Raw genomic sequence first — 12,873 nt, 5'->3', positions numbered from 1 at the left:
AAGTTTCATTATGAGAAAATAATTATAATAAAATCTCCATCCCTTCAACAGCAATGTGAAACCCCCTGCCCTTTACTTGTTTGATATAGGGGCTTTCTGGATCGATAACCGGATTGGAGTGATTAAAATGTGTGAAGTAAATAGCTGTTTCCTCCACTAATCCTTGCAAACGGTCCATTGTTTCCGTCATCACTGGATGAGGTATTTCTTTATAGTCTCGCCCCATTCGTTCTATTTCTTCGATGGAATAGAATGTGCCATCCAATAAGCAAATATCTGCTTCCTTAGCCATTTCATAAATATCATGGTCCCATTCGTCCCATCTGTCGATATCAGGGATATAAAGTAGTTTACGAGTAGGTCCTTCAATCCAAAATGCAAATGTTTCAGAAAACTCATTGCGGTGGGGGACTTCCACAGGAGTTATTCGAACAATTGGTGTAAGTTCAGTAGAATGTTCATGCTTGATCTCGATCGGCGCAATATTTTCAAGATCAACTAATTGCTTCCATGGTGCATGATTTTCTAATAGCTGTTTCATTTTCCCCCCACAATAAACCGCAGTCCCTTTAGACCCGATCGCTTCTTTACCCAAAAACATTAAACCGGGATAATGTCCAATATGGGCATGAGTAAGCCAAATACTATTCATTAGTTTTTTTTGAAGCTCATATTTCATTTGGATAGATGCCATCTGCTCCCGAAGATCTGGTGTAGCATCAATCAAATGCCACTCTTTTGACTTTGGCAATATAATCGCCAAGGAGGCTGCAAATCTCCTATACTTTGAATCTTTTATTGCTTCTAGACAATTTTTACAAAAACAATTCGGGTGCGGCACACCAGCATCCTGTGCCGTTCCAATAATATTTACTATCACTTCACTCATATAAAATTCCTCCTACTAACTTCCTCTTGCACTTGATTCTCACGATAATCCTTCCTTGTTATCGTCCATCCAGTAACTCCATAGATAACATTTATAACAGGAACAATAAAAGCAAAGAATAGATACGGAATAAATTGTTCTACACTTACCCCCAACATATTCGCTGCAAATACAGCTGGCACGCTCCATGGAACTAGTGTGATACCGACTGTTCCTGCTGCTTCAACGCATCTAGATAAATTCTTCGTATCTATTTTTAAATCTTTATATGTTTGAACAAAAGTTCTTGCCGGTAAGATAATCGCCAAAAATTGGGCACCACTTGCGAAGGCGACGATAAAAGTGGATATAATTGTTGTAGCAATTAGTGAACTAGCTGATTTTATTTTACTAATGATCGGACGGACTAAAGTTTGAAAAACACTAGTACCTTCTAAAAGCCCGCCTAATGCTGTAGCAATGGTCAATAATCCGATTGTATTAAGCATGGAAACTAATCCACCACTATTTAATAATGAGTCAACCTCTTCGACACCAGATTGAGCATTAAATCCAGATGTCATTGTGTTAACCATAGAAGTTACGGATTGGCCTTGGATGAATATAGTTAATAGACCTCCGAGTAAGCCAACGAGCATTAATGTGGGCAAAGCGGGCATTCGTTTCATCATTAAAAAGATTGTGAGTATAGGCAATAGTAAAAGAAGCGGATGAATGATAAATGTCTTTTGTAACCCCGATAAGATCATATCGATTTTCCCTGTATCACCAGCACTATAGTGTGATCCATTACTAAAAAAACTATATAAAACTAATGTAATAAGAAAGGCAGGGATCGTATCCCATAACATATGACGAACATGGCTGAATAAATCCGTATCTGCCATAGCAGGAGCAATATTAGTCGTATCGGATAAAGGTGATAATTTATCTCCAAAAAACGCCCCCGAAATAACGGCACCAGCAATTAAACCTGGTGGAAAGCCCATTCCCTCACCTATTACCATAAACGCTAAACCAATCGTGGCAATAGAAGTAAATGAACTGCCAAGTGTGACGGCAACAATGGCTGTAACAAGAGCTACAGCTGGAACAAAGAAAGATGGATGAATAAATGTTAATCCATAATAGATCATTGTAGGGATTACACCACTAGAAATCCATGTTCCCACGATCACTCCGATAACTAGTAAAATAAAAATAGCAGGCATTGCCTTCGAAACACCTTGCACCATCATTTTCTCCAGCTCATCCCATTTAAATCCACTTTTCAATCCTACTAAGACGGTCCCAATGATGCCAATAATTAATGGAATAAACATACCAGCTTTCCAAATAAAGATGGACGCAGCACCTGCAATCATTAACGTAACAATGGGCAATAGCGCTAATCCGATTGATATTTCTTTCTTCATCTTACCTCTCACTCCTTTTATTTTGATTTAAATAAACTCTTCTCCAAAAATTAGTGCGGATAGTAATTTTTCTTATTCATGTTTCAAATTTAATGCCAGACTATCACTTGGATATGTGCACCATATTTGAAAACAAACTAGAAATAAAATAAACGGAGCCCCCCTCCCAAAAAAGGGACGAAGAGCTCCGCGGTACCACCCTGATTAACAAAAAATTTTTGTTCTCTCATTAGATTAACGGCATTGCCGGACAGAAGTCAGCTCCCTAATTGTAATTCACTGAATGCTTGGCTTAGTTTGCACCACCCACTAAGTCTCTAAATTTCCTAAACATTCAGCTACTTTTATAGTTCAACGCTTTTATACTTTTATGCTTTTGTGTATGAAAGTATATTAATATAAGCATACCATGTATGTCAATAACAAGCGTGTATTTTTTTAATAGAAGGCATCCAATAAACGAGGTTTATAGTAACTTTTATTCCGGACTAGACTTTAAATCGTTCATAACTAACTTCATCAATACTACAAAAAAAAGAAGAGGATGTCCCAGCAAAGGGTCAGAACCTGCAATAACTAAATACAGTATAGGATAAGTGAATGAAACACTACATACTGATTTAGAATGCAAGGTCAGACCCCGTTGGGACATCCTCTTTCTTTAAATTAACTTAAAACGAGTTTCACAACTGCTTCACAATGTGTCGTCATAGGGAACATATCCACAGGCTGAATTTCAACCGCATGATACCCACCATCTTCTAAAATACGTAAATCACGAGCAAGTGTAGCCGGGTTGCACGATACGTATACGACCTTCTTCGGTTTCATCTCGATAATGGTATTTAATAAAGTCTCCTCACAGCCTTTACGTGGTGGATCGACTACTAATACATCTGCGCGGTTCCCATCTTGATACCATTCAGAAATAACGTTTGCTGCTTCGCCAACTTCAAATTCAACATTATTAATTTCGTTGATAAGAGCGTTACGGCGTGCGTCCGCAATTGCTTCTGGTACAACTTCCACTCCAAGAACATGCTTAGCTTTTTGTGCAAGAGATAGTGAAATTGTACCAATTCCACAATAAGCATCAATAACAGTCTCTTCCCCAGTAAGCCCGGCAAATTCAAGCGCTTTGCTATAAAGAACCTTTGTTTGATCAGGGTTAATTTGGTAAAAGGATAGCGGCGAAATAGCGAATTTCACATCGCCAATATAATCATAAATGACATCATTACCCCAAAGCACCTTTGTTTTTTCACCCATAATGACGTTTGTCCGTTTCGAATTCACATTATGAACAATCGATTTAACATGGGGCAAACGAGCCGTGATCTCTTCAACAAGATTATTCTTTTGAGGAAGTCTAGCCGCTCTTGTAATAAGTACAATCATCAGCTCCCCAGTTTGTTTTGCGTAACGAGCCATAATGTGACGAAGAACACCTTGGTGATGTTTCTCGTTATATGGTTCTACTCCGAGTTCATTACATATTTCTTTCACAGCTTGAATCGCTTCATTCACAGCTGGATGTTGAATAATGCTTTCATTGGTATCAACAATGTCATGGCTCCGTGGTCTAAAGAAACCAGCGATCAGCTTTCCGTCTTTTTCTCCAACAGGGACTTGGGCTTTATTGCGGTAGTGTAAGGGTTGTTCCATACCAATAATCGGATGAATCGTCACATCCTTAAGTTTACCGATTCTTGCCATTACTTCACGGACTGTTTTTTCTTTAAATTTTAACTGACCTTCATAACTAAGGTGATGAAGCTGACTTCCACCGTATTTATGTGCATCTTCTTTTTTCACTTCAACACGGTCTTTACTTTTTTCCTTCAATTCCATTAAGCGACCAAAACCGTAGCCCTTGTTCGTTTTCGTTACTTTGATTTGTGCTTTTTCCCCCGGCAACACGTAGGGAACAAAAATGGGATAGCCTTCGACCTTGGCAACACCCGACCCATCATGTGTTAGGTCCTCAAATTCTACATCTATTACATCATTTTTTGAAACGGGAATTGTTTTTTCCATTGTATACTTCCTTTTCTATCGAAATGCTTACAGTATCTGTAGCAGTATCCATCATGTATTTAGAACTCTTATTTTATCACACATTTACTAGACAAACAAAAGCACCTTTTAGCGAGATTTTTCATAAAAATAAATAAAGGAATCAAAATAAATGTGGACATGCGTATAACATCTAATTTTTGATGCAAAATAAGGAAAAAGTGAGGTGAGCAAAATGGGATTATTCCAATCGATTTCTGCCTGGAATACAGCCAGACAGGAAAAACATATTGCACTCATGCAGGATAAAGGACTATGTCCAGATTGCCGCGGTCGGGGTTACAATTCGTATGCTCCTTATGAATACAGCTACACAAATGTGTATGATTGTCAAGGCTGTAACGGTAGTGGCTCCTATGTGGACTGGGCAGAAACAACTAGTCAAACGGACAGCTAGGAGTATAGATTAGCGAACACGCCTCTTAACAGCTTTTAAAGAAAATAGAGATTGCTCGATAAAGGAGTTCTTTGCCTTCATGGAGCAATCGACTTTTTTGTGGAAGCCAAAAGCGTTCGAATCATTAGTAAACACACCACCACCCTCTGCTTTATGGAACGGACTTGCTAGGTCTTATCTTCGAGCAGAAGGTCTGACCACAACTTTATCCACAGTTCATAGAGATACTTACACTTAAATTGAACTGGATATTAAAGTTGCGGTCTGCCCCTTTCGTTATGGATATTTTGTTAGTTCCTACAATTCTTTGCTTCTTCAAAGAATTGTTTTAACGCATCAAGTAATTCTTGAGACTCCAAATTAAAGATTCCTGATGAGTCATCAGAAATTGTTTTAACACGAGCGCCTGGGACAGAGCGAAGGTATTCCATCGCTCCTTCCTCTGTCAGTCCGATTCCCTCCTGATTTCCTCGAAGGATTAATACCGGACAATTAACATTAGCTAGTTCTTTCCAAAATGGATGTTCATGGGAATCATGTTCGATCGCTTTTAATGTATCGAGCGTCATATGAGTCAGCGCAGTTCTCCCTGTTTTCTGAACAAGAAGATTGGCCCATCCTTCTGGTAAATCTGTTTCTACAGCAGGGTAATCACCGATGATGAGTCCTTTTAAACGGCTTAGATTCTCCATCGCAAATCCTAAAGCATAAACCACACCACGATGAAAACCGAACAAAACGAAATTTTCAATATGGATATGATTAATCACGCTTTCAATATCAGTCACATGATCTTCTAGCGTATATCCCATCTCTGGTGCATCACTTCGCCCTCGTCCACGCATCGTAATAACTAGAGCACGACGGGGCGCAAGAGCACGAAGTATATCTTCATACTCTTCCCCCGTCTCCGTCAAACCAGGAATGATGACAAGTGGGGGTTCTATAGACGGTCCAGTGTTGTCGATATAATGGATTCGTATGTCTCCATTTTTAACCCAACCTTCAAGCATTGCATTCGCTCCCTCATGACAGATGTTTCACCATGTATTCATAATCATGCCCGTTAATTTGTCTACAATTCACAGATTTATATCCCAGCTTACTATATAAACGGTGTGCACGCGTATTTTTTACCTCAACGTTCAAAGACATCCTCCTATGACCTTTTGATTTCGCAAGCAGTTCAGCTGCTTCAATCAAGGCAGTCCCTACTCCATTTCCCCAATACTGTGGGTTTACACTCACTGTATCGATATAGAAATCTCCCGGTTCTGCTTCTTTCTCAGTCATTATCTCCGAATTATTATTCTTCTCTCTTAAACGTTTCACGATTGGTCTATCCAATTGCTCCGCTTCACTTCCGAGATAGGTCACAATAAGACCAGCTACATTCCCTGCAATTTCTATAATTAGCGTGTTCTCATAGCTTAACCGATTATTTGGATGACTAAAGAAATATTGCAGCACATCTAAAATAGCTTTTTCTTCCTGCTCATCAGTCAGAGCTTCAGCAATATCCTGAATCGCCAACCGAATTAAATAAGCGGAAATTGGAGCATCCGCTGGTTTTGCTTGTCTAAGTAACATTGGTTTAATCTCCTCAATCAGAAAAAGGATGGCCTAAAAAGGTCTGACCTACAATAGAATAAACAAATTATTAAATATATCTAACCCTGTTTATTGTTGTATGGTCGGCCGCTTTAATTTTGAGCCATCCTCAATTTTATCACGCATTCGTTCATACTTTCGCTAGATCGAAGCGAAAGCGAAGATCTTAACGACAGTAGAACGAGACTAACAATCAGTGAGGAATGCATCCCCCACTGATTGAAGTTTCACTTTATTCATTTATACATTCTGCTTATTTTCTGGATCATCATATAGCGTATTTTCAGGAATAAAAACATCGAAATGACGATACTGACTGACAAATTCAGCTGGAGCTAGTCCACCAAATTCACCGTCTAAATTTAGCATCATTTCATTTTTTGCGGTTACTTTAATTCGGTTTGCTTTAACATAAATAACATTTTTATCATGAATATGCTCCCCACGTAATGCAAGAGAGGCCACCCTGATAAAGTCGGCTAGATTTGTTTTCTTTAAAATTAATAACGTAAACATGCCATCATTTAACGAAGCGTCAGGTGCTAGTTTTTCAAAGCCGCCAACAGAATTTGTGTTCGCAACAAGGAAAAGCATAATTTCCCCTTCAAAAAACTTCCCATCATATTCAATCGTTACATCCGTTGCACGGATCGAAGGTAACATTTCAATGCCCTTCATGTAATAAGCCAATTGGCCAAGCATCGTTTTTAACTTTATCGGTACCTCGTAAGTAAGCTCCGTTAACCGGCCGCCCCCAGCAATATTGATAAAATACTTTTCGTTCATTTTCCCGATATCAATCGGCATCGTATGCCCCTTTGTAATAATATCCACCGCAGCATCAATCGAGCGTGGGACATGAATTGCTCGCGCAAAGTCATTCGTTGTTCCGGTCGGAATCACACCAAGTTTCGGCCGTTTTTCCGCTCCGGCTAGGCCGTTTACAACCTCGTAAATCGTTCCGTCGCCTCCTGCTGCAATTACAACATCATAGCCGCGTTCAACAGCAATTTCTGCAGCCCGTGTCGCATCACCAGCTCCTGTAGTCGCATGACAAGAGGCTTCATACCCAGCTGCTTCAAGTTTAGCTAAAACATCGGGTAAATTTTTCCGAATCATTTCTCGGCCTGATGTCGGATTATAAATCAATCTTGCTCTTTTCATTTCCATCATCCTAATGTTAAAATACGTTTCACTAAATGGTAACGATTTACCAAACAGAATGCAACGAGCAACAATAATCACGTTAGCATTACATTCGTAAACAGTAACCTAACTCCCGAAATCATTTCTGAACAAATTATATAGTAATTTTTTCAAAAACTCTAGTTTTAACGTCTATAATAGTTAGCTTTGATTATATATGAACATAACCATCTCCATTCTTAGTTTCCCCCTTCAAAGTACGATAAATCCATGAATTCTCGATTTATTGATTTGTTTTCATAAAATACATCCATGAGCTCTTCTCCGGTGGCGGTGCGGAGCTGAAATTCTGAATGATTTCTCGATCAAATCAGTATACCTCTAAGTAGACTGGCTATATTAAAGTTACGAAGCTTCCGTCCCCATGTCCTTTATACAAAAAACGCCCCATCCATCATCTTGTCTTTATGATGATGGATGGGGCGAGCCGAGTCTATTTCTACTTATTAGCGTTTGTTCAACTCAACTAATAAAATTTTATTTACTAGTTGTGGATTGGCTTGTCCTTTTGTTGCTTTCATGATTTGACCAACTAGGAAGCCAGTAGCTTTTTGTTTTCCTGCTTTGAAATCTTCAATCGATTGCGGGTTATTATCAAGTGCCTCATTCACGATTTTCGTAAGTGCACCTTCATCTGAGATCTGTACTAGACCTTTTTCCTTCACGATCGTTTCAGCATCTCCACCATTTTCAACAAGCTCTTTGAACACGGTTTTAGCAATTTTAGATGAAATCGTTCCGTTTTCAATCAGCTTAATCATTCCTGCAAGTGCTTGAGGTGTAAGGGCGATGTCATGGAGTTCTTTTCCTTCAGCATTAAGATAAGCAGAAAGTTCTCCCATAATCCAGTTGGACGCTTGTTTCGGGTCCTCTCCTTGCTCAACCGTTGCTTCGAAGAAATCAGCTGATTCTTTCGTTACGGTCAAAACAGCCGCATCATACTCAGGTAACCCTAGCTCTTCTACATAACGTTTTTTTCGTGCATCCGGAAGCTCAGGTATTTCAGCTGCAATCCGCGCTTTCCACTCTTCGTCGATATGAATGGTCATAAGATCTGGTTCTGGGAAGTATCGGTAATCATCTGAACCTTCTTTTACACGCATTAGAAGTGTTTTTCCTGTTGATTCATCAAATCGACGTGTTTCTTGTTCGATTACTCCACCTGCATTTAACACTTCAGCTTGACGAATTTCTTCATATTCTAAACCTTTACGAACAAAGTTGAATGAGTTCAAATTCTTCAATTCTGTTTTTGTTCCAAACTCTTTTTGTCCAACAGGGCGTAAAGAGATGTTTGCATCGCAGCGTAATGAACCTTCTTCCATTTTACAATCGGATACACCTGTATACTGGATAATCGATTTGATTTTTTCCAAATACGCATAAGCTTCATCAGGTGATGTAATATCAGGTTCCGAAACAATTTCAACAAGTGGCGTACCTTGGCGATTATAATCGCAAAGAGAATAGCCATCATTTGTGTGTGTCAGTTTACCAGCATCTTCTTCCATATGAATGCGTGTAATGCCGATTTTCTTCTTCTTGCCGTTGACTTCAATTTCAACCCAGCCATGTTCACCGATCGGCTGATCGAATTGAGAAATTTGATAAGCTTTCGGGTTATCTGGGTAAAAATAGTTTTTCCGGTCAAATTTCGTAATTTCTGGAACTTCACAGTTTAAAGCAATAGCTGCCTTCATGGCAAAGTCAACTGCCTGCTTATTAATTACCGGTAGAGTTCCTGGATAACCAAGGTCAATCACGGTCGTATTCGTATTAGGAGCCGCCCCAAAATGGTTCGGGCTTGCAGAGAAAATTTTAGAATCTGTTTTTAATTCAACATGGACTTCAAGGCCAATTACCGTTTCATAGTTCATCTTATTCACCCCTTACAACTTTGGAAATTGTTTATGAAATTCTGTCGCTTGCTCAAATGCATGCGCAGTACGATAAATAGTGCTTTCATCAAAATGCTTCCCGATAATTTGCAGACCAAGCGGCAAACCATTTGAGAACCCACATGGAATCGAGATTCCTGGTACGCCTGCAAGATTCACAGGGATCGTTAAAATATCATTTGCATACATTGTTAATGGATCCGCAGTGTTTTCACCAATTTTAAAAGCTGGAGTTGGTGTTGTCGGCCCAATAATTACATCATACTTCGCAAATACATTTTCAAAGTCCTGCTTAATTAGAGTACGGACTTTTTGTGCTTTCTTATAATACGCATCATAATAACCAGAACTTAATGAGAATGTTCCAAGCATAATTCTGCGCTTCACTTCGTCTCCGAAGCCTTCTGCACGCGTTTGCTTGTACATTTCAATTAAGTTCTCAGCGTTATCTGCACGATGTCCATAACGAACACCATCAAAACGTTGAAGGTTAGCAGATGCTTCTGAAGAAGATAGTAAATAATAAGCAGCTAATGCATATTTAGAATGTGGTAAGGATACTTCTTCCCACACAGCCCCTAAGCCTTCCAATACTTTTAAAGCTGCTAGCACTGAATTGCGAGCTGCTTCGCTAACTCCTTCTCCGAGATACTCTTTAGGTACAGCGATTTTCAGCCCTTTTACATCACCTGTTAAAGCATTCACAAAGCTTGGAACTTGGACATTTGCTGAAGTTGAGTCCATCGGGTCTACGCCTGAAATAGCTTCTAGTAAATAAGCATTATCCTCAACAGTACGGGTAATCGGTCCAATTTGATCAAGAGATGAAGCAAATGCAACAAGTCCATAGCGAGATACTCGGCCATAAGTTGGTTTTAAGCCAACGACGCCACAATATGCAGCTGGCTGGCGAATGGAACCACCTGTATCTGAGCCAAGTGAGAACAGAACTTCACCAGCAGCAACACTAGCAGCCGAACCACCTGAAGATCCTCCAGGAACATAATCGGTATTCCAAGGGTTGCGAGTAGCTTGATAAGCTGAATTTTCATTTGAAGAACCCATCGCAAACTCATCCATATTCAACTTACCGATTGTTACCGTTTCCGCTTGATTTAGCTTCTGTGCCACAGTTGCATCATAGATGGGATCAAAGTTCTCCAAGATTTTGCTTGCACAAGTTGTACGTAAATTCTTTGTTACAATGTTATCCTTCACACCAATCGGTAAACCAAAAAGCATGCCAGATTGTTCGCCACGAGCTAGTCTTTCATCTAGTTCCTTAGCTTTTACTCGTGCACGTTCTTCATCTAATGTTAGAAAAGCCTTCACTTGGCTTTCTACTTGTCCAATTCTTTCATACGATTCGTTAACAAGGTCTGTTACTGTTAGTTCTTTTTTATGTAAACGTTCATGCAAGTCCGAAACCTTATGTTCAAACAACGACATATTTATCCCTCCCTAATACCTTACTTTTCCATAATAGACGGTACGCGAATATGCCCATCCTTACTATCTGGTGCATTTCTCAATACTTCTTCTATCGGCAGTCCTTTTTGTGGAATATCTTCTCTCATAACATTTTTCATGTCCAACACATGAAAAGTTGGTTTTACTTCTTCTGTATCAAGTTCATTCAATAGCTCTGCAAAAGAGATCATAAGATCAAGTTCCTTTTGCATCTTCTCAGCTTCTTGCTCTGTAATGCCTAAACGTGCCAAATGAGCAACATGTTTAACTTGCTCCATTGATATACGTGACATTCTCTTCACCTCCATTGATGATTCAAAAGACTGCATGACTATGCTATATTTTTTAATTTGCACATTGAATTCCGATCATATTTCCGAAAAAACAATTAATTAAATCATAGCAGATTTTTACGACCTAAAGCAATACTTCCTAGTATAGCAAATGTCTAAATATCTGTTAGTTTATTACCCAGGAAAAAAACAGGTCGAATTTTGATTCTTTTACAAAGAAATACACAATTATTGTCTAGGAAATAATGAAGAATTTTGACAGAAATATTGATATTTATTAATCGGGCTCTGTTAAACTTGCCTGTCGATTGGTAAGGCGTTCGCTTTCCGCTCCAATCAACATAGTGCCAAAATCAAAAATGAGCTTTAACATAGCCATTCATTAAGTAAGTTCCTTTGACAGGAAAAAGCAGACCCAGCTAATGCTGAGCCCGCTCACTTTACCTTATTTATATATATGAACATAAGGTTCGCTATCACCTGGCTTACGAGTAATCAGCGCTTCTGGACCATTAACTGAAGTAATCGAAATCTGAATGGAAATATATTCATTAAAATGGTTCATGATCAGTCCCGTTACATATTGTGTAAATCCAATCGCCTCTGTATTTCCGTAAAACTGAATAGGGATATCAATATTCAATTCCTGCAGTTGTTTATTCACATAAAACGCTCTGCCAACTACTCCATTAAAGTTTGGAAAATAATTTTCTATATCTTGTTTAAAGTTTTTAAATGACCTTACATCGTCACGATAGGCTTTTTCAGCCGCAGTTGAAGGGAATAAATAATATTCTTCATCAACCTTTTCCCATTTCCCAATCGTACTTTTATTACCATCTATATGAGAATAATAAAGGAAATTCCCTGGGACGACTGAAGACCTTTCTTTTTGTTCAAAAAGGGCAATTGTAATAGGTACATCACTCATCTCTTTATTCTCTCGTAAACGCTGCACGACCTTTTCAGCAATCGCCTTTCCTTGCTTCTCTATTTCAGCCTGTTTAATCTTCGTTTCATACGTAGCACCATAGGCTTCTTTTTGATAATAATAAACCGAGTTAAGCGCTAGTCCAATGACAACCCCACCTAAACTAACCGTATTATCTTTGTTTTTCACTAAATAATCATGTTCAAGAATATGAGCTAAATATATTGGACTCTTTTCACTACGATCTGCAATATCGCCTTTTCCCGTATCGATTGGGTTAAGGCCTAGATTATCTTTTGCTGACAGTTTCTTTTCTTTCAGCTGATCTTCTGTATATTCTCTTCTAAGCCACTTAGTAATCGTACTGCCTTTAAGAATTTGTCCTTCCCTAAAAAAATAATTGTCTGGACTAAAATCCTTCTGGGCTATTCTCATTAATCCCGTTTCAAATTCCTCGATATCATAGCGGGTATTTAAATGAGATACAACTAGCCCGCGTGCATTTGATTCTTCAAATGGAAGCATCGTTTTATAATAATCCTTAGAAATTTGATAATTTGGCACAATCGCTTTTTCCGTACTACTATCCGCTTCACTCACAACCGCTTGCTCCTTATCAAATTTCGGGGCACACCCGGAAAGTAATAAAGCCAAGATCATTCCGAGGAAAATGATGTTTTTCATTCT

Annotated in this window: 11 protein-coding genes and 1 other annotated feature; of the genes, 1 reads left to right on the top strand and 10 read right to left on the bottom strand. The window is 38.9% G+C overall.

The genetic code is table 11. The features are described from left to right. Positions 1-22 precede the first annotated feature (22 nt). The 3 genes from V179_RS0100160 to rlmD all read right to left on the bottom strand — a co-directional run bounded on the left by V179_RS0100160 (position 23) and on the right by rlmD (position 4,341). Positions 23-889: an MBL fold metallo-hydrolase gene (locus V179_RS0100160; protein WP_028389724.1), complete on the bottom strand. Its 867-nt coding sequence runs from the start codon at positions 887-889 to the stop codon at positions 23-25. Beyond that, complete coding sequence (gene nhaC / locus V179_RS26715; RefSeq protein WP_034300129.1) at positions 886-2,304, bottom strand: Na+/H+ antiporter NhaC; 1,419 nt, start codon at positions 2,302-2,304, stop codon at positions 886-888. Before nhaC ends, V179_RS0100160 begins: the two co-directional genes overlap by 4 nt. A 170-nt stretch (positions 2,305-2,474) precedes the next feature. After that, positions 2,475-2,668: a binding site (T-box leader), on the bottom strand. 302 nt (positions 2,669-2,970) lie between these two features. Continuing rightward, positions 2,971-4,341 (bottom strand): 23S rRNA (uracil(1939)-C(5))-methyltransferase RlmD, encoded by a 1,371-nt coding sequence (gene rlmD / locus V179_RS0100150; protein ID WP_028389723.1) that lies wholly within the window; start codon positions 4,339-4,341, stop codon positions 2,971-2,973. A gap of 214 nt (positions 4,342-4,555) precedes the next feature. Here rlmD and V179_RS0100145 point away from each other — a divergent pair, with 214 nt between their 5' ends. Then, positions 4,556-4,777, top strand: a complete 222-nt coding sequence (locus tag V179_RS0100145) for a methionine aminopeptidase (protein ID WP_084552147.1) — start codon at positions 4,556-4,558, stop codon at positions 4,775-4,777. A gap of 290 nt (positions 4,778-5,067) precedes the next feature. Here V179_RS0100145 and V179_RS26710 read toward each other — a convergent pair whose 3' ends face one another. The 7 genes from V179_RS26710 to V179_RS0100110 all read right to left on the bottom strand — a co-directional run bounded on the left by V179_RS26710 (position 5,068) and on the right by V179_RS0100110 (position 12,870). Then, positions 5,068-5,790, bottom strand: coding sequence for an alpha/beta fold hydrolase (locus V179_RS26710; RefSeq protein ID WP_051404771.1), 723 nt, complete (start codon positions 5,788-5,790; stop codon positions 5,068-5,070). Between the two features lie 13 nt (positions 5,791-5,803). Further along, a complete protein-coding gene (locus V179_RS0100135; protein ID WP_028389721.1) occupies positions 5,804-6,367 on the bottom strand; it encodes a GNAT family N-acetyltransferase in 564 nt (187 codons plus the stop codon). 261 nt (positions 6,368-6,628) lie between these two features. Then, positions 6,629-7,552 (bottom strand): diacylglycerol kinase, encoded by a 924-nt coding sequence (locus tag V179_RS0100130; protein ID WP_028389720.1) that lies wholly within the window; start codon positions 7,550-7,552, stop codon positions 6,629-6,631. Between the two features lie 488 nt (positions 7,553-8,040). Next, positions 8,041-9,471, bottom strand: a complete 1,431-nt coding sequence (gatB, locus tag V179_RS0100125; protein ID WP_028389719.1) for an Asp-tRNA(Asn)/Glu-tRNA(Gln) amidotransferase subunit GatB — start codon at positions 9,469-9,471, stop codon at positions 8,041-8,043. 12 nt (positions 9,472-9,483) lie between these two features. Beyond that, entirely contained in the window at positions 9,484-10,941 is a 1,458-nt protein-coding gene (gatA, locus tag V179_RS0100120; RefSeq protein WP_028389718.1) for an Asp-tRNA(Asn)/Glu-tRNA(Gln) amidotransferase subunit GatA, read from the bottom strand. Between the two features lie 20 nt (positions 10,942-10,961). Next, entirely contained in the window at positions 10,962-11,255 is a 294-nt protein-coding gene (gatC, locus tag V179_RS0100115; protein WP_028389717.1) for an Asp-tRNA(Asn)/Glu-tRNA(Gln) amidotransferase subunit GatC, read from the bottom strand. A gap of 445 nt (positions 11,256-11,700) precedes the next feature. Further along, positions 11,701-12,870, bottom strand: a complete 1,170-nt coding sequence (locus V179_RS0100110) for a CamS family sex pheromone protein (protein WP_028389716.1) — start codon at positions 12,868-12,870, stop codon at positions 11,701-11,703. Between the last annotated feature and the right edge of the window lie 3 nt (positions 12,871-12,873).

The sequence above is a fragment of the Bacillus cihuensis genome (assembly GCF_000504145.1).
GTDB lineage: Bacteria > Bacillota > Bacilli > Bacillales > DSM-1321 > Peribacillus > Peribacillus huizhouensis.
This window is presented reverse-complemented; position numbering and strand designations above follow the sequence as displayed.

What these genes read in the sequence shown, in the direction of transcription:
- gatC (WP_028389717.1), bottom strand. Translation starts at nt 11,255, where the DNA reads ATGTCACGTATATCAATGGAGCAAGTTAAACATGTTGCTCATTTGGCA.
- nhaC (WP_034300129.1), bottom strand. Translation starts at nt 2,304, where the DNA reads ATGAAGAAAGAAATATCAATCGGATTAGCGCTATTGCCCATTGTTACG.
- V179_RS0100160 (WP_028389724.1), bottom strand. Translation starts at nt 889, where the DNA reads ATGAGTGAAGTGATAGTAAATATTATTGGAACGGCACAGGATGCTGGT.
- gatA (WP_028389718.1), bottom strand. Translation starts at nt 10,941, where the DNA reads ATGTCGTTGTTTGAACATAAGGTTTCGGACTTGCATGAACGTTTACAT.
- V179_RS0100145 (WP_084552147.1), top strand. Translation starts at nt 4,556, where the DNA reads ATGGGATTATTCCAATCGATTTCTGCCTGGAATACAGCCAGACAGGAA.
- gatB (WP_028389719.1), bottom strand. Translation starts at nt 9,471, where the DNA reads ATGAACTATGAAACGGTAATTGGCCTTGAAGTCCATGTTGAATTAAAA.
- V179_RS0100130 (WP_028389720.1), bottom strand. Translation starts at nt 7,552, where the DNA reads ATGAAAAGAGCAAGATTGATTTATAATCCGACATCAGGCCGAGAAATG.
- V179_RS26710 (WP_051404771.1), bottom strand. Translation starts at nt 5,790, where the DNA reads ATGCTTGAAGGTTGGGTTAAAAATGGAGACATACGAATCCATTATATC.
- V179_RS0100135 (WP_028389721.1), bottom strand. Translation starts at nt 6,367, where the DNA reads ATGTTACTTAGACAAGCAAAACCAGCGGATGCTCCAATTTCCGCTTAT.
- V179_RS0100110 (WP_028389716.1), bottom strand. Translation starts at nt 12,870, where the DNA reads ATGAAAAACATCATTTTCCTCGGAATGATCTTGGCTTTATTACTTTCC.
- rlmD (WP_028389723.1), bottom strand. Translation starts at nt 4,341, where the DNA reads ATGGAAAAAACAATTCCCGTTTCAAAAAATGATGTAATAGATGTAGAA.